The organism is Vibrio splendidus, from assembly GCF_002873455.1.
Taxonomy (GTDB): Bacteria; Pseudomonadota; Gammaproteobacteria; order Enterobacterales; family Vibrionaceae; genus Vibrio; species Vibrio splendidus_J.
On record NZ_MCUN01000004.1, the window covers coordinates 256189 to 277672 of the forward strand.

The window sequence follows — 21484 nt, forward strand, 5'->3', positions numbered from 1 at the left end:
GCACTGATAGTTTGGTTTAGTTATGCTAAGTAAAAAGCTCTACGCGTAATGGGTTGTCAGCAATTTATGGGTGAATTGAGTCCGTAGATAGAAACCACGAGGCTTTGTCTTGATAGGTTTTCCACTTGCACCGTAAGCTTCTGTTAATACGCGACTGTTAGCCGCTTTTGGTCGCAAATGTAGTGCTTCGCCGTGTCTTGCTGTTATCTGTTCAACATCCCCTAACACGATCAACTCCATCAGCTCTTCCCAATCTCTTTTCAGGAGTTCGTCTTCAGCTTGGCTAGGTGCCCATAACAAAGGGGATCCTACATGCCTCTCTGCTAGCGGGATCTCTCTCTCCCCCTCGACAGGGATCCACAACACTTTAGACAGCTTGTTTCGAACGTGACTGGTTTCCCAAGTTATGCCTTGCACGCCCATCAATGGCGCGACACAAACAAAGGTGGTTTCGAGTGGCTTTCCAGAGTAGCTAATCGGGATGCTTTTAAGCTCGATACCGAGTTTGGTAAAATCTTGTTCTGGTTTACTGCCAGCGGGCGCACCCAAGTGCCATTCCAATAGCTGTCCAACCCAGCCTTTATCGCGCTTGAGGTCGTTTGGCATCACCATCTCGGCTTCATCAGCGAGCTCTTTAAAGGTCATTCCGGCGATAGCATACGCCCTGTCTAACAACTCTTGTTGTGTTTGTGGTTCTGGTTTCATAATAGAAGGCATGATCAAAAAAATGATTTTACCAGAAGTTATCACCATATGACGACTGGTTAAGAAATGATCTCCTTGTTAGGGAAGGGATCAAACTCAGGGTTATCCACAGGACATAAAGGTAATTAATTGAAATATTAATTTAGTGTATAAATAAACAGGGGTTTGTGGTGGATAAAATGCTTGCCAAATGGGGTTCAAAATGAATCTTTGACCCACCAGTGTGGATAAGCAGCGGAGTGGTTGATCTTTAACCATGTTTGATTTTGAAAAGATCTTTTGGTTTTCTAAGATTATTTATTTTACGATTTTGTTTTTAACTTTCTGATTTTATGTGTTTTTTGTTATTTATGGCGAGAAGGTTACTTTCGGTGTTGATGAATGTATGGATTAAAAAAAACGATTGCGGGTAATTCTTCACATAGTTATTCACAGAAAAGGTGAATAAATGTGGTCTATGTCTCACTCTTGTGTGGGTAACTAGAATTTGAGCAAAACTTATCCATATTCTTAGTTAATATTCATAAATATAGCGCTTGTCACGTCACTAAGTTTGCTCCGATTGGGGATATGTGGAAAAATCAGTGTAATTAAAAATTTAGATAGAGGTTGGCCAGTGATAGATGGCGATGGTTACCGATTAAATGTTGGTATTGTAATCTGTAACAACCATGGTCAGGTCTTCTGGGCTAAACGATACGGGCAACATTCATGGCAATTCCCTCAAGGGGGAATAGATGAAGGTGAAACTCCGGAACAGGCAATGTACCGCGAGTTGTATGAAGAGGTTGGCCTTACTAAAAAGGATGTAAAGATCGTCGCGACAAGTCGTCATTGGTTACGCTATAAGCTGCCCAAACGACTGGTTCGGTGGGATTCTAAACCTGTCTGTATTGGACAAAAACAGAAGTGGTTCCTTTTACGCTTAGATTGCGATGAATCGCATATCAATATGCAGCGTGGAAGTACACCTGAGTTTGATGGTTGGCGTTGGGTGAGTTACTGGTACCCAGTTCGACAAGTTGTTTCTTTCAAGCGAGATGTTTACCGTCGAGCGATGAAAGAATTCGCATCTTTAGCAATGCCGTTTAAAGAGCGAAAAACAAAAGGAAAACGCAAATTGCGTAGAGGTTAAGCATGCTCAGTCAACTAAGGGAAATAGTTGAACACGTATCAAGAGTTGAAGATGTGTCGACGGCTCTTGATATTTTGGTTAAAGAGACATGCAGTGCGATGCAGACGGAATGTTGCACCGTGTATTTAGCAAATAATGATATGCAGCGCCTTGAGTTGATGGCAACTCAAGGCCTGATCTTCAAAGGCAATAGCATTCACATTGGTTTTGACGAAGGTCTGGTTGGCCTTGTTAAAAGAAGTGCTGAACCTATCAACCTTGCACAAGCGTCTGCTCACCCTGCTTATAAGTTTTTTCCAGAGCTTGGAGAAAAGGTTTATCACTCTTTTCTCGGCACTCCGATTATCCATCGCAAGCAAGTGCTTGGCGTATTGGTCATTCAACAGAAGTCCCCTCGTTTATTCAGTGAGATGGAAGAATCCTTCCTTGTCACACTCTCAGCACAACTTGCGGTTATTGTGGCGCACGCTCAAACTCAAGGCCATTGGCTTTTAGACCAACAGAAGCTACCTAAGATTAAAGGTATTGCAGCTTCATCGGGCGTTGCGATTGGTGATTTATGGTGGGACAACACTCAGCCTGAACTCACCGATGTTTATCCAGCATCGACGCTTAATGTTGAAAGAGAGCATGAAATGCTGGCAGTCGCCGTTGAAAATGCTCTTAATGACTTTAAGCGAATGCGCAAGCGCTTGGACAGTGAAATCAATAAAGATGCGTTGGCGATCTTTGACCTGTTTACTCACTTACTCAACGATCCCATGTTGCGTAAGGATCTTAAGAGCCAAATCCAGAAAGGCGATAAAGCCGATTGGGCATTAAGGCAGGTTGTTGAGAGCTACTCGAATCGCTTTGCTCGTATGTCAGACGTGTACCTTCGGGAGAGGGCACAAGACATTCGAGAGCTTGGTCAAAGGCTGCTCTATTTCCTTCACAACTCTGAACATGAACTTCGTACGCTAGATAAGCCAATTATTTTGGTGGTTCGAGAGTTAACGGCTTCGGTATTAGCCTCTATTCCCAAAGAAAAGCTATTAGCTGTTATTTCTTTAGAAGGGGCGGCGAACTCACATGCCGCGATTTTATCTCGAGCTTTGGGTATTCCTTCCGTTATGGGGGTTAACCTCAATCTTGCTCAAGCTAATGGTAAGCAAGCGATTGTTGACGGGTATAGTGGCGAGATCTTTATTGAGCCGACTCAAAACCTGCTCAAAGAATATCAAGGGCTGATTCTAGAAGAGAGCGAGCTCTCCTCTATGGTCAATCGAGAATTATACTTACCGGCAAAAACGCAAGACAACCAACAAGTCGAGATCCTGCTTAATGCGGGTTTGAGTGCCGATACCAATATCGCTATCAATCAAGGTGTTGATGGAGTAGGGCTGTATCGAACCGAAATTTCTTTCTTGTTGCAGCAGAGGTTTCCGTCAGAGGACGAACAATTCAAGCAATACCGTTCTGTACTCGCAAGTTACCCTGAGAAGCAAGTGGTGATGCGTACACTCGATATCGGTGGCGATAAGGCGTTACCTTATTTCCCTATCGAAGAGGACAATCCATTCCTTGGCTGGCGTGGTATTCGTTTTACGCTCGATCATCCTGACATCTTTATTATTCAGTTACGTGCCATGCTACGTGCGAGTTGTGAAAGCCATAATTTGAGTATTTTGCTACCGATGATCTCTGGTGCGCAAGAACTGGATGACGCGCTACAACTTATTGAACAAGCGTATGACGAAGTTCATGAGCTTGATAACCGAGTGCGTATGCCTCGCGTTGGCATCATGATTGAAGTGCCATCAATGCTTTACATACTGCCGCTGATTGCTGATAAGGTCGACTTTGTTTCAGTCGGAACCAACGACTTAACTCAATATTTATTGGCGGTTGATCGGAACAATTCACGAGTATCTGATGTCTATGAATCAATGCACCCTGCGGTGATCATGGCATTAAAACAAATTCATGATACTTGTAAGCAATATCAATTGCCTGTGTGTATTTGTGGTGAGCTAGCCGGTGATCCGATGGGCGCATTGTTACTTATTGGGTTGGGATATCAGACGCTAAGTATGAATACCTCGAATGTCGCTAGAACCAAATATTTGATTCGCCAATCTAACTTGAGCGAATTACAGGATTTGGCAAATAGAGCGCTTTCAAAACCATATGGTAGTGACATCTATAGTATGATGCTGAACTATTTCGAAGAGCGTGAATTTACAGGCTTCATTCGAGCAGGTAAAAAATAGGATTTAACGTGTCATATGAACTGATAGGCTTGTTAGCAGGCCTTGGTGCTATTGTTGGTGTTTTAGCTGGCTTGCTAGGCATTGGCGGTGGTTTGCTGGTGGTTCCTGCCTTGCTATTTTTGCTTCCTAAAGCGGGTATTCCTCAAGAGTTTGCGATGCAAATGGCACTGGCTACGTCGCTATCAACCATCATTATTACCTCAGGATCCTCTGCGATTAACCATTTGAAATTGGGTAATGTAGAGCTTTTTGTCGTTAAATGGTTGATGCCAGGAGTGGTGATTGGCGGTTTCCTAGGTTCTTTTGTCGCCGACGTTATTCCAGCTCAATATCTGCCAAAAGTCTTTGGTGTGATTGTATTGGTATTGGCGTTGCAGATGCTGTTGTCGATTCGCTCCAAGAGTCAAAAGTCGATGCCGGGTTCAGCTAAGACTATGTTGTGTGGTGGCGGTATTGGTTTGGTATCAAGCTTAGCTGGTATTGGTGGTGGTTCTTTATCGGTGCCTTTCCTTAACCATCACGGTGTGGAAATGCGTAAAGCGGTTGGCTCATCTTCGGTGTGTGGTTGTGTTATCGCGATTTCGGGAATGCTAGGCTTCATTTGGCACGGATCTTCTGTCGATGATCTTCCTGCGTATAGCTTAGGTTATGTTTATCTACCTGCTTTGATCGCGATATCTTGTACCTCAGTTTTGACCACGCGAGTTGGCGCTAAACTGGCTACTCAATTGCCAACTCCCGTACTGAAGAAATTCTTTGCGGTATTTTTAATGTTTATAGCAGCTACTATGCTGCTGTAGTGTCTTTTTCGTTAGCTGTTGAGTTAACCGTTATTCAATTTTAGATAGAGAGCCAAGTATGTCTCAGGGTTTTATCGAATTCCCAAATATCGATCCTGTTCTTATTGAACTAGGACCAATCTCAGTTCGCTGGTACGGCCTAATGTACCTTGTTGGTTTTATGTTCGCGCTTTGGTTAGCAAATCGCCGAGCTGATCAACCTGGTAGCGGTTGGACTCGAGAGCAAGTGTCAGATTTACTGTTTGCTGGCTTTCTAGGTGTGGTGCTTGGTGGCCGTATTGGCTACGTAATTTTCTACAACTTTGACCTATTCCTCGCAGATCCTCTCTACCTCTTTAAGGTTTGGACTGGCGGTATGTCTTTCCACGGTGGTTTGCTTGGTGTTATCACTGCTATGTTTTGGTACGCCAAAAAGAACGGTCGAACCTTCTTTGGTGTCGCAGACATGATTGCACCATTGGTGCCATTTGGTTTAGGTATGGGGCGTATGGGTAACTTCATGAACAGCGAGCTATGGGGCCGTGTGACTGATGTGCCATGGGCGATCGTGTTCCCGAATGGTGGTCCACTTCCTCGTCACCCATCTCAGCTTTATGAAATGGCGCTTGAAGGTATTGTGCTGTTCTTCATCTTGAACTGGTTCATTAAAAAGCCGCGTCCTCTAGGTTCTGTATCAGGGTTATTCCTAGCAGGATATGGTACATTCCGCTTCCTAGTTGAATACGTACGTGAACCTGATGCTCAACTTGGATTGTTCGGTGGGTTTATCTCGATGGGACAAATCCTATCACTGCCAATGGTTATTGTCGGTGCGCTGATGATGGTTTGGGCATACAAGCGCGGTCACTACAAAGATGAATTACCACAACAAACGAAGTAAGGAATTGGTGTGAAACAGTATTTAGATCTCTGTCAGCGTATCGTTGATGACGGTACTTGGATTGAAAATGAACGCACAGGCAAGCGCTGCCTAACCGTAATCAATGCTGACCTTGAATATGATGTTGGTAATAACCAATTCCCACTGGTAACAACACGTAAAAGTTTTTGGAAAGCCGCAGTTGCTGAGCTGCTTGGTTATATCCGTGGTTACGACAATGCGGAAGATTTTCGTAAGCTAGGGACTAAAACTTGGGATGCGAACTCTAACTTGAATGAAGCATGGCTGAATAATCCTTATCGCAAGGGTGAAGATGACATGGGCCGTGTTTACGGTGTTCAGGGGCGAGCATGGGCAAAACCTGATGGTGGTCATATCGACCAACTGAAGAAGATTGTTGATGATCTAGCAAACGGCATTGATGACCGTGGTGAGATCTTAAACTTCTATAACCCAGGTGAGTTCCATATGGGTTGTTTGCGTCCGTGCATGTACAGTCACCATTTCTCTCTACTTGGTGACACTCTGTACCTAAACAGCACCCAGCGCTCTTGTGATGTTCCATTAGGTCTGAACTTCAACATGGTTCAAGTGTATGTATTCCTAGCAATCATGGCGCAAATCACGGGCAAGAAAGCGGGCGTGGCTTATCACAAGCTTGTTAACGCTCATATCTATGAAGATCAACTTGCACCAATGCGCGATGTTCAGTTGAAGCGTGAGCCTCTAGCTGGCCCTACATTCCATATCAACCCTGAAATTAAGTCTCTAGAGGATTTAGAAACGTGGGTAACGATGGATGACTTCTGGGTTGAAGGTTACGAATGTCACGAAGCGATTAAGTACCCATTCTCGGTTTAATCTAATCTAATCTGCTTTGTTTGATTGAAAGGCTGCCTCTGTGCAGTCTTTTTTGTATCTGTAGATCACGCAGAGCATGAGGTGTCGTCATTCCCTAGACTGACGAAGGAGGGAGCAGGGAATCTCTTTCGTGGTGTGTTTGTGAGATTCCCTATCATGCTCGTGCCTCGCTGTAGGGAATGACGGGGATATATAGATGCGAGTAAAACGGGCTTTTCGTTACTCGTTCACTCGCATCCCGTATCTGCTTTTTGCTTCCCTCATCTGCTCATAAAAGAAAAAGCCCGCAACCTAGGAGGTTGCGGGCTTTGCTATAAGCGATGTGTCTTGTTAGCGGTTAAGCTATCTAATTATTTAGCGACTAAGCCGTCAGTGCTAACACGGTGCCAGGCAGTACAAGGAATACCGCAATAAGGTAACCAGCCACTACAGATTTATTCTTCACAGCCATGTCAGAAATAATATCAGCGGCTTTTACTGGTAGTTCACGTAGGAACGGAATACCAAAGATGAATACCGTTGCCATAATGTTGAACACCAAGTGTACTAGAGCAATCTGCAGTGCAAATACTGCGAACTCACCAGATACTGCTGTCGCTGCCAATAGAGCGGTAATACACGTACCGATGTTTGCACCTAGAGTGAACGGGTAAACGTCACGTACTTTAAGAACACCTGAACCTACTAGTGGAACCATCAAGCTTGTTGTCGTAGAAGAAGACTGAACAAGGATAGTAACGATAGAGCCAGAAGCGATACCGTGAATAGGACCACGACCGATTGCGTTCTTTAGAATCTCACGAGCACGACCAACCATTAGGCTCTTCATCAGCTTACCCATTACCGTGATAGCTACGAAGATTGTTGCGATACCAAGAACGATAAGCATGATACCGCCTACAGTGTCGCCAAACGTTGATAGTGGCTCTTTAATCGCACTGACTACAGGCTTAGTGATTGGCTTGATGAAGTTAAGACCACCCATGCTCATATCACCTGTTGCTAGCATCGGTGATACTAACCAGTGAGAAATCTTTTCTAGGATACCAAACGCCATCTCTAGTGGTAGGAAGATTGCTACGGCTAATAAGTTAAAGAAGTCGTGAATTGTCGCACTTGCGAATGCACGTTTGAATTCATCTTTACAACGAACATGACCAAGGCTAACTAGCGTATTGGTTACTGTAGTACCAATGTTCGCACCCATGATCATAGGGATTGCTAGCTCAACAGGTAAACCACCTGCCACAAGGCCAACGATAATTGAAGTAACTGTACTTGATGATTGAATCAGTGCTGTTGCCACTAAACCAATCATTAAGCCTGCAACTGGGTGTGAAGCAAATTCGAAAAGAACCTTTGCTTGCTCGCCTGTTGCCCATTTGAAGCCTGTACCAACCATTGAAACTGAAAGTAATAGTAGGTAAAGCATGAATGCCAAGTTAGCCCAGCGTAGCCAACGAGTAGTGCTCGAAATAGGCGCTGCTGCAGTAGTAGCTTGGTTCATAATGTTTTCTCCATTGGACCGTTTAAGTCTGTGTTTGGTCTGTTTGTTTAATCTGAGCGTGATGTTAGAGAACAAATATTTCAGTAATATTACATTTTGGTTTAGGTAAGACTTTTTTGTGATGATTTGCTCTTTAAATATTTATCACTGAAATGGCGTTGTTTTAAATCATTGTTTTTGTTTGGTTTTGTTCGGTTTTTTGATGGGTGATATAGATCTTAAAAGTTAGAAAAAAATTGAAAATAATTGCTGAATTATTACATTATGAAATCAGACACTTCGTGAAAATAAGTGATAACTCTCAATTAGGTTAGGTTTTTCCGAGTTTGTTGAGTGGGGGTGTCATATTTGATATAAAAGGGTACCTACTCTTTTACTACAGCATATCTATGTCGCACCTCAACTATAACCACCTTTATTACTTCTGGATGGTTTGCAAGCAAGGCTCTGTTACTAAAGCTGCAGAAGCTCTGTTTTTAACGCCACAAACGGTAACAGGCCAGATCAAAGCGTTAGAAGAACGTATGGATGGCAAGTTAACCAAGCGCAATGGTCGCAGTGTTGAGCCTACAGAGCTTGGACAGCTGGTCTTTAAATATTCCGACCGTATGTTTGGCTTAAGTTACGAGATGCTAGATATCGTGAATTACAGCCAGCACTCCAATATTCTGTTTGATGTTGGTGTTGCAGATGCGCTGTCTAAAAGGCTTGTTAGCAAGATACTGATGTCGACCATTCCCCCTGATAACAGTATTCATTTACGCTGCTTTGAATCGACCCATGAAATGCTACTTGAGCAACTTTCTCAACATAAGCTTGATATGATCTTATCTGATTGTCCGGTGGATTCGAGTCAAAGCCCTGGCCTGTTTAGTAAGAAGTTGGGTGAGAGTGGGATGAGCTTTTTTAGCTCAGGTAAGGTTGAAGGTGTTAACTTCCCAGCGGTATTAGAACAAAGAAAGCTATTAATTCCAGGCAGTCGTACCTCAATGGGGCGTAAAGTGCTGCAATGGTTTGATAGACAAGGACTTAAACCCGATATTTTAGGGGAGTTTGATGATGCGGCATTGATGAAGGCTTTTGCTCGTTATCACGATGACGCTATCTTCTTAGCGCCTACGCTTTATATGTCTGAAGTTGAAGAGGATTCATCACTGCAGTTATTGGGTGGTATTGAAGAATTAAAAGAGGAGTACTACGTCATATTTGCTGAGAGGATGATCCAACATCCAGCAGTTAAAAACGTATGTGACGCAGATTTTAGCAAATTGTTCGAGTGAGGCGGTTTGTTAATGAATTGATATCGATTATCATAACTCCACCATATGCCGGAAATACTAATAGCCCGTAGTTGGTGTAAAGGTTGTAGGGAGCCAAACTATGAACTTAAAAGAGATGGAGAAGAACTCAGCGCAAGCTGTGATTCTACTCAAAGCTATGGCCAACGAGCGTCGCTTACAGATTTTGTGCCTATTACATGGTACTGAGCTGTCAGTTGGGGAGTTGTGTGGCAAGTTGGAACTGAGTCAGTCTGCTTTATCTCAACATCTTGCTTGGTTGAGAAGAGATGGTTTGGTCGAAACTCGCAAAGAAGCTCAAACTGTGTATTACACATTGAGCAGTGAAGAAGTAAAAGCGATGATTAACCTACTGCATGGTATTTACTGCAAGTAGCTTGTTGCTGGTGGGAGGGGGATTTCTTATCAGTGATAGAACGACACAAGGAAGTGTCAGTATTTCATATCGAATGTTACTGCATATCTATTTACCTACCTACCTTCTTGTCTGTCTATTTTCTAGTTGTTTGTTTTTATCTGCTTAGCTGTTTATCGATAAGCGATATACCTTTTAATAAGCGATATACCTGTCAGTTAGCTAAATGCCTTTTGGGAAGCAAGTACCTGTCAGCAAGCTACAAGCTACATGCCTTTAGGCAAGAAAAATAACGTTCAGTAAGACAAATCACAGTGTTACTCAAAATTTAGATATAAAAAAACCGGCCGAGGCCGGTTTTTTTCGTTTTGCGTTGTAATCAAATTTCTATTAAAGAGCTTTGATTGCAGCAGCGAAACGAGACTTATGACGTGCAGCTTTATTCTTATGAATAAGGCCTTTAGTCGCCATACGGTCTAGAAGAGGTGTAACTTCTACAAGAGCAGCAGTTGCAGCTTCTTTATTGCCAGCTTCAATAGCTGCAATAGTTTTTTTCATGTAAGTGCGCATCATAGAACGACGGCTAGCATTGTGCTGGCGACGTTTCTCAGCTTGGATAGCGCGCTTCTTAGCAGATTTACTGTTTGCCAAGGTCTAACTCCCAAAAACTTAGTTCGGTGACAATTTAAGGGCGAGGACTATCCCTCATAGGCGCTTAATTGTCAAATGATTTGTGCAAAAACCAATCTCAACCAAAACAAATTTTGGTATGGAAAGGTCATCGCGGTTAAGATGGCGGGGATTCTAACAGCATTTTTAGACCAATGCTAATAATTATGCTTCTAAGGATAGGATAGTATTTATCCTTGCTTGAAAGTAATCAACCAGTGTCAGAGGTTTCTGTGAGTAAACGACTATTAAAGTCAGGCCTGATTGTCAGTGCAATGACTTTTGTTTCCCGTGTGTTGGGGCTAGTACGTGATGTAGTAGTAGCAAATTTGATGGGAGCAGGAGCGAGTGCCGACGTATTTTTCTTCGCTAATAAAATTCCTAATTTCTTACGTCGACTTTTTGCAGAAGGTGCGTTTTCTCAAGCGTTTGTTCCTGTATTAACAGAATATCACGCCGCAGGTGATAAAGATAAGACACGAGATTTAATTGCTAAAGTGTCGGGTACGCTCGGGGTTTTAGTGTCTATAGTCACTGTTATCGGAGTCTTGGGCTCGGGTGCGATCACTGCGATGTTTGGTGCAGGTTGGTTTATCGACTGGTTGAATGACGGCCCAGCAGCCCCTAAATTTGAGCTGGCGAGCTTTATGCTCAAGATTACCTTTCCTTATTTATGGTTTATTACCTTTGTTGCTTTATCTGGTGCCATTCTTAACACATTAGGTAAGTTTGCCGTCTCCTCTTTTACACCTGTGTTCTTGAACGTAATGATCATCGGCGCCGCATGGTTTATCTCTCCTAATCTAGAGCAACCGGAAATTGGCTTGGCAATCGGTGTGTTTCTTGGTGGTTTAGTCCAATTCCTTTTCCAAATACCTTTCTTGATAAAAGCGGGTGTTCTGGTTAAGCCGAAGTGGGGCTGGAGAGATCCGGGCGTTGTAAAGATCCGCACGCTAATGATCCCTGCTCTTTTCGGCGTGTCGGTCAGCCAAATCAATTTATTGTTTGATACCTTTATTGCCAGCTTCTTAGCAACCGGCTCGATCAGTTGGTTGTATTATTCAGATCGACTGCTTGAATTCCCACTAGGTCTATTCGGTATTGCGATTGCGACTGTCATTCTTCCTGCTTTGTCTCGTAAACACGTTGAAGCTCAAGGTGAAGGGTTTGCGCACACCATGGACTGGGGTGTACGTATGGTGTTGCTGCTTGGTATTCCTGCGATGTTAGGCCTGATAGTTTTAGCTAAGCCGATGCTGATGGTGCTCTTCATGCGTGGTGAGTTTTCGCCACATGATGTACAGCAGGCATCAATGTCATTGGTTGCTTACGCATCGGGTTTGCTTAACTTCATGTTGATTAAAGTGCTAGCTCCGGGCTATTACTCTCGCCAAGATACTAAAACCCCTGTGAAGTACGGCATTATCGCCATGGTCACCAACATGGTGTTCAACGCGATTTTTGCGTATTTCTATGGCTATGTTGGTTTGGCGATAGCGACGGCATTGTCTGCCTTTGTGAATATGGCCTTGTTATATCGTGGATTACATCTTGCTGGTGTGTATCAATTATCTAAGACAACCTTGTTGTTCAGTGCCAAATTGATTACCTCAGGCGTAGTGATGGTTGCGGCGATTTTATGGCAGTTGGATAATATGCAACATTGGCTTGAATGGAGCTTTAGCCAGAGAGCGCTGACATTAACAGGCTTGATTGGACTTGGTGGCTTTGTTTATATTGTTTCGGTACTGATTTTAGGTATCCGAGTAAAACATTTAAAAGCAGCGACAGATTAATACTGATTAGTATATAATCCGTCGGTTTCACACAATAAATGATGCAAATAACAGGTTTTAGCTGATCATAATGGAACTGATCCGAGGTATACACAATATTAAAGCGCAGCATCATGGCTGTGTATTAACCATAGGTAACTTCGATGGTGTTCATTTAGGACATCAAGAGGTTCTGAGTCAGGTTTCTAAACAAGCTGCAGCATTAGGGCTCCCTTCTGTTGTCATGACGTTTGAACCACAGCCTATGGAGCTGTTTGCCCGAGGTAAAGCGCCAGCACGTTTAACTCGCTTACGAGATAAATATGTGCAACTGAGTAAGCTAGATATCAGTCGGTTGTTGTGTGTGAATTTCAATCAGTATTTTGCAAGCTTATCCGCAGAAGCATTCATTAAGGATCTTTTGGTAGATAAGCTTGGTGTGAAATTCTTGGTGGTTGGTGACGATTTTTGCTTTGGCAAAGGTCGAACAGGTAATTTCGCGATGCTTAAAGAAGCGGGCGAAAAATATGGTTTTGAGGTGGTCAGCACCCAAAGCTATTGCTTAAATCAATTACGAGTAAGCAGCACTGAGATACGGAATGCACTAGCGGTCGATGATTTGGCTGCAAGTGCTACCATGTTAGGGCGTGACTACAGTATTAGTGGTCGTGTGTCCCATGGTCGAAAACTAGGGAGAACTATCGGTTTCCCTACCGCTAACATTCCATTAAAGCGTTGTGTTTCTCCTGTATCAGGAGTGTATGTTGTTGAAGCATTGGATATCGACGGTGTTCCTGTCGGTGGCGTTGCTAATATTGGACAACGACCAACGGTTAATGGTGTAAGGCAGCAATTAGAAGTGCACTTTTTTGACTTTAAAGCCAATTTATATGGTAAACAGTTAGAAGTACGACTTTTGCACAAACTGCGCGACGAGATAAAATTTGAATCGTTCGACGCACTAAAGAATCAAATAGAATTGGATGCTGAAGCCGCAAGGGTGTGGCTGCTTCAGCTAAAGAATTAGTCGGATGATTCCACCGATTAACATAATGTCTAACTTCGCCCAATATAACGGAATTAAGAATCGATGAGTGATTATAAAGATACCCTGAACTTACCAGAAACAGGGTTCCCAATGCGCGGCAATCTGGCAAATCGTGAACCAGAAATGCTGAAGCGTTGGTACAAAGAAGATCTTTACGGCGAAATCCGTAAGGCAAAGAAAGGTAAAAAATCTTTCGTGCTGCATGACGGCCCTCCATACGCGAACGGCGACATTCACATTGGCCACGCGCTGAATAAGATTCTTAAAGACATTATTATCAAATCTAAGACCCTTTCTGGTTTTGATGCACCGTACATCCCAGGTTGGGACTGTCACGGTCTTCCAATCGAGTTAATGGTTGAGAAGAAGAAAGGTAAGCCTGGTCAGAAGATTTCAGCTGCTGAATTCCGCGAAGAGTGTCGTAAGTATGCTGCGGGCCAAGTTGAAGGTCAGAAAGAGAGCTTCAAACGTCTTGGTATCATGGGCGAGTGGGATAAACCTTACCGCACTATGGATTTCGGCACTGAAGCGAACATCATTCGTTCTTTAGGCAAAATCGCAGATAAAGGTCACCTTCTTAAAGGTTTCAAACCAGTTCACTGGTGTACTGACTGTGGTTCTGCTTTGGCTGAAGCTGAAGTTGAATATAAAGATAAAGTATCTCCATCTATCGATGTGAAATTTACAGCAGCTGACGAAGCGGCTCTACTAGAGAAATTTACTCTAGCGGAAGGTCACGCGGGTCAGGGCGAAATCTCTATCGTTATCTGGACGACAACACCGTGGACTCTGCCAGCAAACCGCGCAGTATGTCTACGTGATGATCTTGAATACGTACTTATCCAAGTTGAAGCGAATGGCGAACAGCCAGTTCAACGTATCGTTGTTGCTTCTGAACTAGCAAAAGACGTAATGGATCGTGCAGGTATCGAGCACTTCCATAACCTTGGTTTTGCTACTGGTGCTGAGCTTGAGCTTTCTCAGTTCAACCATCCGTTCTACGACTTTACAGTTCCTGCTGTTCTTGGCGACCACGTTACAACGGATTCAGGTACTGGTGTGGTTCACACTGCGCCTGGTCACGGTCAAGAGGATTTCGTGGTTGGTAAGAAGTACGACCTAGAAATCGCTAACCCAGTAGGCTCTAACGGCGTTTACCTGCCAGATACTGAGCTATTTGCTGGTCAGCATGTATTCAAAGCGAACGATTCTGTTTTAGAAGTTCTAAAAGAGAAAGGTGCACTACTGCATCACCACGCTTACGAGCACAGCTACCCACATTGTTGGAGACACAAAACTCCAATCATCTTCCGTGCAACACCACAATGGTTCATCTCTATGGATCAAGCTGGCCTACGTGCAAAAGCACTTGAGTCAACGAAGAGTGTTGAATGGATGCCAGAATGGGGTCAAAGCCGTATCGAAGGTATGATCGAAGGTCGCCCTGAGTGGTGTATCTCTCGTCAACGTACTTGGGGTGTGCCAATTGCTCTGTTCGTTCATAAAGAAACATCAGAACTTCATCCAGATAGCCCAGCTCTTATTGAAAAAGTAGCGAAGCTTGTGGAAGAAAAAGGCATTCAAGCTTGGTGGGATGTAGATGCTGCTGAACTTATGGGTGCTGAAGACGCTGACAAGTACGAGAAAGTACTTGATACGTTAGACGTATGGTTCGACTCAGGTGTAACGCACTTCTCTGTTGTGGATTCTCGTGAAGAGTACAACTTCCCGAATGAAGAAAGAACGCACAGTGCTGATCTGTACCTTGAAGGTTCTGACCAACATCGTGGCTGGTTCCAGTCATCTTTGATTTCATCTATCGCGATGAAAGATGAAGCACCATACAAGCAAGTGCTAACGCACGGTTTCGTGGTTGATGGTAACGGCCGTAAGATGTCTAAATCTATCGGTAACGTGGTTGCTCCTAAAGATGTAACCAACAAGCTAGGCGCAGATATTCTACGTCTATGGGTTGCTTCTACGGATTACACTAACGAAGTTGCGGTTTCTGACGAGATTCTTAAGCGTTCTGCTGATGCTTACCGTCGTATTCGTAACACGGCTCGTTTCTTCCTAGCGAACTTGAACGGTTTCAACCCTGAAACTGACCTAGTGCCTGCTGAAGAAATGGTAGCACTTGATCGCTGGGCTGTTGGTCGTGCTCAAGCTGCACAAGAAGAGATCATTAAAGCATACGGTGAGTACAACACTCACGGTGTGACTCAACGTCTAATGCAGTTCTGTTCTATCGAAATGGGTTCTTTCTACCTAGACGTAATTAAAGACCGTCAGTACACAGCGAAACAGGGCAGTCATGCTCAACGTAGCTGTCAAACGGCGCTTTACTACATCGTAGAAGCTCTAGTTCGTTGGATGGCGCCTATCATGTCGTTCACTGCAGATGAAATCTGGAACGAGATGCCTGGCGAACGCGACACGTTTGTATTCACAGGCGAGTGGTTCGAAGGCCTATTTGGTCTTGCTGACGACGAAGAGCTAAGCAACGAATTCTGGACTGAAATCCAGTCTGTTCGTGGCGCAGTGAACAAGCTTCTTGAAGATGCTCGTAAAGAGAAAACAATCGGTGGTGCTCTGCAGGCTGAAGTGACTCTATACGCTGACGACGCACTGGCTGCTAAAATCAACAAGCTAGAAGATGAGCTACGTTTCGTACTTATTACTTCTGCTGCTGTTGTTAAGCCACTTAGCGATAAGTCTGATGCAGCTCAAGCGACAGACGTTGCAGGTCTATACGTTGAAGTTGCAGCAACTGAAGCTGAGAAGTGTGACCGTTGCTGGCACCACACTCCAGATGTAGGCACAATTAAAGGTCACGAGAAAATTTGTGGTCGTTGTGTGTCGAACATCGACGGTGAAGGCGAAGTGCGTAAATACGCATAACGACTCAGAGAAAGACTGAACTTTTTGTAAAAATCATAGCCCCAGTATCAACTGGGGTTATTTTTAATTATAGGAAATGTGTTTAACCGAGTTGCGTGCTCATCATCCCTTAAACGGGACGATTAAATGGGTGCTGGCTTCGTAAATACTAGGAATAGAAATGAGTGAAGTTTCGTTAAAACAATCTGGTGTGCGTTGGTTATGGCTGGCTCTGTTGGTCTTCTTGGCAGATATTGGCATCAAATTATTCGTCATGGACAATATGGGTTATGGCTGGGCAAACCGTATTGAGGTGTTACCATTCTTTAACTTTTTGTATGTTCATAACTATGGTGCGGCATTTAGCTTTCTGAGCGATCAGAGCGGCTGGCAGCGTTGGTTGTTTACGGGTATCGCATTTGCGGTAACGGGTATGCTGACATACTGGATGAGCAAACTACCGGCGACAGAAAAGTGGAACAATATAGCTTACGCAATCATCATTGGTGGCGCGGTTGGTAACGTATTTGATCGAGTCGTACATGGCTTTGTTGTCGATTACTTAGACTTCTACTGGGGCACTTATCATTGGCCTGCGTTTAACTTAGCGGATATGGGGATCTGTATCGGTGCTGCGATGATCATCTTAGATGGCTTCCGCAAGAAAGACGAAAGCAAATAGGTTACTCAAGCATTAATGAGTATTAAGCAAATCGCTTTGAAATAGATTGCCCTAAAGTCAGTCTATGACTCACAGAATAGAATAGCCCTAAGCGCTGTCGGTTGATTCCGACGGCGCTTTTTTTTATGCTGCACTTAATAAGGGAGCAAAGCAGAATTCGCCCTCAAATAATAAAGAAATCTAAGGAAAGTAACGTGGCAGCAATTAAAAATGATTCAGCAGTAACTCTACATTTTACGATTAAAATGAAGGATGGTTCAGTTGCCGATAGCACCGAAAATATGGGTAAGCCTGCGAAGTTTGTCATGGGTGATGGCAGCCTAAGTGAGAACTTTGAACAGTGCCTGATTGGTCTTGAAACGGGGACTGAAAAGTCTATCGAATTGAAGGCGCAAGACGCGTTTGGTATGCCAAATCCAGATCATATTCATCATATGGATCGTGCTAAATTTGTTGGTGATTCTGAAGTCGAAGTTGGCACTATTATGGCTTTCTCTGGTCCTGATGGTATGGAAATCCCTGGTATTATTACTGAGATCGCGGGTGATTCAGTGACGGTTGATTTTAATCATCCATTAGCGGGCCAAGACGTTACGTTTGACGTCAACATCTTAGCTGTGGATTAACTTCTTTGCGGTGGAGTAGCTATTTCAACGGTGGACGAACTATCTTAGCGATGGAGTTGCTATCTTAACGGTAAAATAGCTATCTCAACGATAGAATAGCACCGCCTTACACCTGTGATGTAACCCAGAGCTTCACTGTCTAGACGCTTCACTGTAGAATGCGAGCCTCGCTAACAGCGAACTCTATAGAAACAACCTTAGTACCGCGGTAAATGATGAGCAATGAAATGAAAATAATGTTAGCTAACCCTCGTGGCTTTTGTGCCGGTGTCGATCGTGCGATCAGTATCGTAGAACGCGCACTGGAAATGTATCAGCCACCGATCTATGTTCGTCATGAAGTGGTACACAACCGCTTTGTTGTTGAAGGGCTAAAGCAACGTGGTGCTATTTTTGTCGAAGAGTTAAGTGAAGTGCCAGACGATAACATCGTGATCTTTTCTGCTCACGGTGTTTCTCAAGCCGTTCGTAAAGAAGCGAAAGAGCGCGAACTCACGGTATTTGATGCAACGTGTCCTTTGGTAACTAAAGTCCATATGGAAGTTGCTCGTGCGAGCCGCAAACATATGGAAGTGGTGCTGATTGGTCACGCGGGTCACCCTGAAGTGGAAGGCACTATGGGTCAGTACGCTAGCCAAACTGGTGGTATGTACTTGGTTGAGAAACCAGAGGACGTACAGACCCTAGTAGTGAACGACCCTAGTAACTTACATTATGTTAGCCAAACCACGTTGTCAGTGGATGAAACGGCGGATGTTATTGAAGAGCTGCGCCGCGTGTTCCCTGAGATTCAAGGCCCACGTAAAGACGACATCTGCTACGCGACTCAAAACCGTCAGGACGCAATTCGTGAGATGGCCGGTGATGTTGATGTCGTGATTGTTGTTGGTTCTAAGAACTCATCTAACTCAACACGTTTGAAAGAGTTGGCTGAGAAGCTAGGCACGCCAGGTTACTTAACCGATTGCCCTGAAGACATCCAGACAGAATGGGTTGAAGGTAAAAAGAAAATTGGTGTGACAGCCGGTGCTTCTGCTCCTGAAGAGTTGGTAAACCAAATCTTAGATCGTATTCGTGAGCTAGGTGCTACCGAGGTTGAAGAGATTCAAGGTCGTGAAGAGAACATGTTCTTCGAAGTGCCGAAAGAGTTGCAGATTAAGCAAGTCGACTAATCGCTATTGATTGGTGACAAGATCGATTCGTAACACTATCGATTCGTAAATACTATCGATTTGCAAACAGTAGAAAGCCAACGTTGATGCGTTGGCTTTTTTGATCGTGCTTTGGATCAGGTTGTCGAGTTTCGAACGGGTTACTGGAGACCGAGCAGCTCTTTCAGTGTCTTGAGGTAACGACGGCTGACAGGTACTTCAAAGCCAGTCAGTGTGATGATCTCTGCTAATCCATTTTCTAATAATTTGATCTCTTGGATCGATTTAATGTTGATCAAATATTGGCGATGACAGCGGATCAAATCGGTCTTTTCTTCTAGGATCTTCAGAGTTAACTGTGAGGTCGCAGTTTGTGATGAGCTACGAACATGCACACCACTGATATCTGAATAAGCGCACTCGACCGTTTGGCTAGCCATGATCACAATGCGGTTGTGGCCGATACATGGTATCTGTTCTAAGTGGCAGGGAGCGATCGCAGATATATCTTGTTCTGGCACTTTTTGGTTTTGTTTGATGACTTTATTTAGACGACAAACACTCTTATTTAATCGACAAGGTTCAACCGGCTTGAGTAGGTAGTCAAAAGCATTATCTTCAAATGCTTGAATTGCATATTGGTCGTAGGCAGTGACGAATACCACGTAAGGCATGGTGTCAGGATCAAGCATGCTTAACAGTTCAATCCCTGTAACCTGAGGCATTTGGATATCTAAATATACGACATCAGGCTTGAGCAGGTTGATTTGTTTCAGTCCTTCGATCGCGTTACTCGCTTGGCCAATGATTTCCACTTCTCCGGTTTCGGTTAGTAGCTCAATCAGTTCTTCGCGAGCAAAAAGCTCATCATCGACAACTAATGCCTTTAACATCCTACAATCTTCATCTTGGTCCTATCCCTGCTTGATTCACGTTTTTCTTTTAACTGCTTGCTTCCAAATGTTTCTACTCGGAGCAATTCGTCTCCGAAAATGCTCTTATTTCATTATAGGTATGATAAAGCTCATTCGAGTAAATTGCTGTGGTTGAGATTCTATTTTTAGTGCAGAGTCTTGTCCAAAGAAATTAGTGAGTCGTTTATCAACAATTTCCATGCCTAATCCAATATGATCTTGAGATGGTTCCTGATAATTGCCTGCGTTGTCTTCAACGATTAACTTGAACCCGTACTCGAAAGGTTCGCTATAGATCTTCACCTTACCGCCTTCCAGCATGTTAGAAATCCCATGCTTGATGGCATTTTCTACTAGTGGTTGTAGGGTAAAGCTTGGCAGTTGCGACTCATACAGTTGTGGGTCGATATCCCATTCCACTTCTAATCGATCGGTAAAACGCGCCTTTTCAATGGTCAGGTAAGCATTGACGTGCGCTAGTTCGTCTTTGAGCTTTACGGTGTTGATGTTCTGCTTCAAGTTACTTCTAAAGAAGTGAGACAAATGTTGAATCAGCTCTCGTGCTTTATCTGGGTCGCGGCGCGTTACTGCACTGATGGTATTAAGCGCATTGAATAAGAAGTGAGGGTTCACTTGAGCGTGCAGCAGTTTGATCTCGGCTTGGGTGAGCAGCGTTTGCTGTTGTTGATAATTACTAAACAGGATCTGACTCGATAACAGTTGAGCTATACCTTCACCCATCGACATATTGATGGTCGAGAATAGTTTCAGCTTTGGCTCATACAGTTTGATGGTTCCGATGACTTCGTTTCCTGCTCTTAATGGGATAATGAGCGCAGAACCTAACTTACACTCTTTCGACAGGGAACATTGATATGGGTTCTCTTTGCCATCAAGGTAGATGATGTCGTTCTGTTCCATCGAAGTCAGCGTGCTTTTCGATGAAATAGGGGTGTTTGGAATGTGGTGTTCATCGCCAATACCGATGAACGCGAGGATTTTTTCTCGGTCGGTAATTGCTACTGCCCCAACATTGGTCTCCTCATAAACGATACGTACGATTTTTTGCGCGTTATCCGAATTGAATCCGCCATGTAAAATACCCACTGATCGCTCGGCGATGGTTAATGCGCGGCGTGAGAAAGTTGCCGAATACTTCTCGAAGATGGTTTTCCGGTCTTGGATGATACTCATGAACAATGCGGCACCCACAGAGTTAGCAATGATCATTGGCGCGGCAATATCAGAAACCAGAGCATAGGACTGTTCAAATGGTTTTGCGACCGCTAGCAGAATCAGCATTTGAATGATTTCTGCAAAAAGGGTCACCGAAAACACAACCAACGGATTAAACAGCTGACTGGCTTTGTTCTTTCTGACTAAGTAAACGTGCAATAGGCCGCCAATTAAGCCTTCTGCTGTGGTTGAAATAGCACAAGCTAAGTCAGTAAAACCACCCAAAGAGTAACGATGGATACCGCCTGTAAAACCAACTGCAAAGCCGACTACAGGGCCACCAAACAGACCACCCATTACCGCACCCATCGCACGAGTGTTGGCTATCGCGTCATTAATCTGCAGCCCAAAATAGGTGCCCATAATACAGAACAGGGAAAATAGAACATAGCAGCTGACTTTATGACTTAAGCGCGAAGAGATGCTCAACAAAGGGAGAATCAGCGGGGTTTTACTTAGCATGTAAGCAATCACTAAGTAGACACAGGTTTGTTGCAGCAGAGAGAGAATGAGTTCCATATTTTCACCTATTGAGACGCTGGTTAAGTGTAAAGCTCATTGTGTGATAACGGTAGCTTTGCTTGTGTTTTCATTGGTTATATCGAATGGTTATTACTTCTCAAGCTGAGATACAGTAAAGCCCATCACGGTGGATGGGCTTTAATCTTAGTTTCCACGAATCACTGAGTGATTACGGGAGCAAGCGAAGT

The 21484-nt window shown here is 43.9% G+C and carries 18 protein-coding genes; 13 read left to right on the forward strand and 5 right to left on the reverse strand.

The features are described from left to right. Nucleotides 1-39: 39 nt before the first annotated feature. Entirely contained in the window at nucleotides 40-705 is a 666-nt protein-coding gene (mutH, locus tag BCU75_RS02765) for a DNA mismatch repair endonuclease MutH (RefSeq protein ID WP_277868896.1), read from the reverse strand. Between the two features lie 616 nt (nucleotides 706-1321). Here mutH and rppH point away from each other — a divergent pair. From rppH to BCU75_RS02790, 5 genes are read left to right on the forward strand one after another with little or no spacing between them, the layout of a single operon-like run. Beyond that, nucleotides 1322-1840: an RNA pyrophosphohydrolase gene (gene rppH / locus BCU75_RS02770; RefSeq protein ID WP_009848435.1), complete on the forward strand. Its 519-nt coding sequence runs from the start codon at nucleotides 1322-1324 to the stop codon at nucleotides 1838-1840. 2 nt (nucleotides 1841-1842) lie between these two features. Then, nucleotides 1843-4092, forward strand: coding sequence for a phosphoenolpyruvate--protein phosphotransferase (ptsP, locus tag BCU75_RS02775; protein ID WP_076673836.1), 2250 nt, complete (start codon nucleotides 1843-1845; stop codon nucleotides 4090-4092). Nucleotides 4093-4100: 8 nt separating this feature from the next. Beyond that, entirely contained in the window at nucleotides 4101-4892 is a 792-nt protein-coding gene (locus BCU75_RS02780; protein WP_076673834.1) for a sulfite exporter TauE/SafE family protein, read from the forward strand. A gap of 58 nt (nucleotides 4893-4950) precedes the next feature. Beyond that, on the forward strand, nucleotides 4951-5772 hold the full coding sequence (gene lgt / locus BCU75_RS02785) for a prolipoprotein diacylglyceryl transferase (RefSeq protein WP_017106781.1): 822 nt from the start codon (nucleotides 4951-4953) through the stop codon (nucleotides 5770-5772). A 9-nt stretch (nucleotides 5773-5781) separates the two neighbouring features. Beyond that, entirely contained in the window at nucleotides 5782-6633 is an 852-nt protein-coding gene (locus BCU75_RS02790; RefSeq protein WP_102472864.1) for a thymidylate synthase, read from the forward strand. Nucleotides 6634-6994: 361 nt separating this feature from the next. On the opposite strand, the gene BCU75_RS02795 is transcribed toward BCU75_RS02790, so the two are convergent. Beyond that, complete coding sequence (locus tag BCU75_RS02795; RefSeq protein ID WP_004735026.1) at nucleotides 6995-8140, reverse strand: Na/Pi symporter; 1146 nt, start codon at nucleotides 8138-8140, stop codon at nucleotides 6995-6997. Nucleotides 8141-8529: 389 nt separating this feature from the next. Here BCU75_RS02795 and nhaR point away from each other — a divergent pair, with 389 nt between their 5' ends. Together nhaR and BCU75_RS02805 are read left to right on the forward strand one after the other, a co-directional pair. Next, complete coding sequence (gene nhaR, locus BCU75_RS02800; protein ID WP_076673827.1) at nucleotides 8530-9420, forward strand: transcriptional activator NhaR; 891 nt, start codon at nucleotides 8530-8532, stop codon at nucleotides 9418-9420. Between the two features lie 100 nt (nucleotides 9421-9520). After that, a complete protein-coding gene (locus tag BCU75_RS02805) occupies nucleotides 9521-9814 on the forward strand; it encodes an ArsR/SmtB family transcription factor (RefSeq protein WP_004735028.1) in 294 nt (97 codons plus the stop codon). A 369-nt stretch (nucleotides 9815-10183) separates the two neighbouring features. Here BCU75_RS02805 and rpsT read toward each other — a convergent pair whose 3' ends face one another. Next, nucleotides 10184-10444, reverse strand: a complete 261-nt coding sequence (gene rpsT / locus BCU75_RS02810) for a 30S ribosomal protein S20 (RefSeq protein ID WP_012603273.1) — start codon at nucleotides 10442-10444, stop codon at nucleotides 10184-10186. A gap of 251 nt (nucleotides 10445-10695) precedes the next feature. Between rpsT and murJ the strand changes: the two genes are divergently transcribed. The 6 genes from murJ (at nucleotide 10696) to ispH (ending at nucleotide 18645) form a co-directional block, all read left to right on the forward strand. Continuing rightward, a complete protein-coding gene (gene murJ / locus BCU75_RS02815) occupies nucleotides 10696-12258 on the forward strand; it encodes a murein biosynthesis integral membrane protein MurJ (RefSeq protein WP_102472885.1) in 1563 nt (520 codons plus the stop codon). 70 nt (nucleotides 12259-12328) lie between these two features. Further along, on the forward strand, nucleotides 12329-13264 hold the full coding sequence (ribF, locus tag BCU75_RS02820; RefSeq protein WP_017077722.1) for a bifunctional riboflavin kinase/FAD synthetase: 936 nt from the start codon (nucleotides 12329-12331) through the stop codon (nucleotides 13262-13264). Nucleotides 13265-13327: 63 nt separating this feature from the next. After that, a complete protein-coding gene (gene ileS, locus BCU75_RS02825) occupies nucleotides 13328-16186 on the forward strand; it encodes an isoleucine--tRNA ligase (protein WP_102472865.1) in 2859 nt (952 codons plus the stop codon). 160 nt (nucleotides 16187-16346) lie between these two features. Then, nucleotides 16347-16847 carry a signal peptidase II gene (gene lspA, locus BCU75_RS02830; RefSeq protein WP_004739521.1) on the forward strand — a complete coding sequence of 167 codons (501 nt, stop codon included), beginning with the start codon at nucleotides 16347-16349 and terminating at the stop codon, nucleotides 16845-16847. 194 nt (nucleotides 16848-17041) lie between these two features. Next, entirely contained in the window at nucleotides 17042-17473 is a 432-nt protein-coding gene (gene fkpB, locus BCU75_RS02835; protein ID WP_012603277.1) for an FKBP-type peptidyl-prolyl cis-trans isomerase, read from the forward strand. Between the two features lie 215 nt (nucleotides 17474-17688). Then, nucleotides 17689-18645: a 4-hydroxy-3-methylbut-2-enyl diphosphate reductase gene (ispH, locus tag BCU75_RS02840; RefSeq protein ID WP_076673986.1), complete on the forward strand. Its 957-nt coding sequence runs from the start codon at nucleotides 17689-17691 to the stop codon at nucleotides 18643-18645. Nucleotides 18646-18785: 140 nt separating this feature from the next. On the opposite strand, the gene btsR is transcribed toward ispH, so the two are convergent. Next, nucleotides 18786-19517, reverse strand: a complete 732-nt coding sequence (gene btsR / locus BCU75_RS02845; protein WP_102464586.1) for a two-component system response regulator BtsR — start codon at nucleotides 19515-19517, stop codon at nucleotides 18786-18788. Nucleotides 19518-19622: 105 nt separating this feature from the next. Then, entirely contained in the window at nucleotides 19623-21293 is a 1671-nt protein-coding gene (locus BCU75_RS02850) for a sensor histidine kinase (protein WP_102472866.1), read from the reverse strand. Nucleotides 21294-21484: the final 191 nt, after the last annotated feature.

What these genes read in the sequence shown, in the direction of transcription:
- btsR (WP_102464586.1), bottom strand. Translation starts at nt 19,517, where the DNA reads ATGTTAAAGGCATTAGTTGTCGATGATGAGCTTTTTGCTCGCGAAGAA.
- ispH (WP_076673986.1), top strand. Translation starts at nt 17,689, where the DNA reads ATGAGCAATGAAATGAAAATAATGTTAGCTAACCCTCGTGGCTTTTGT.
- mutH (WP_277868896.1), bottom strand. Translation starts at nt 705, where the DNA reads ATGAAACCAGAACCACAAACACAACAAGAGTTGTTAGACAGGGCGTAT.
- ptsP (WP_076673836.1), top strand. Translation starts at nt 1,843, where the DNA reads ATGCTCAGTCAACTAAGGGAAATAGTTGAACACGTATCAAGAGTTGAA.
- BCU75_RS02795 (WP_004735026.1), bottom strand. Translation starts at nt 8,140, where the DNA reads ATGAACCAAGCTACTACTGCAGCAGCGCCTATTTCGAGCACTACTCGT.
- nhaR (WP_076673827.1), top strand. Translation starts at nt 8,530, where the DNA reads ATGTCGCACCTCAACTATAACCACCTTTATTACTTCTGGATGGTTTGC.
- lgt (WP_017106781.1), top strand. Translation starts at nt 4,951, where the DNA reads ATGTCTCAGGGTTTTATCGAATTCCCAAATATCGATCCTGTTCTTATT.
- lspA (WP_004739521.1), top strand. Translation starts at nt 16,347, where the DNA reads ATGAGTGAAGTTTCGTTAAAACAATCTGGTGTGCGTTGGTTATGGCTG.
- BCU75_RS02850 (WP_102472866.1), bottom strand. Translation starts at nt 21,293, where the DNA reads ATGGAACTCATTCTCTCTCTGCTGCAACAAACCTGTGTCTACTTAGTG.
- ribF (WP_017077722.1), top strand. Translation starts at nt 12,329, where the DNA reads ATGGAACTGATCCGAGGTATACACAATATTAAAGCGCAGCATCATGGC.
- BCU75_RS02805 (WP_004735028.1), top strand. Translation starts at nt 9,521, where the DNA reads ATGAACTTAAAAGAGATGGAGAAGAACTCAGCGCAAGCTGTGATTCTA.
- ileS (WP_102472865.1), top strand. Translation starts at nt 13,328, where the DNA reads ATGAGTGATTATAAAGATACCCTGAACTTACCAGAAACAGGGTTCCCA.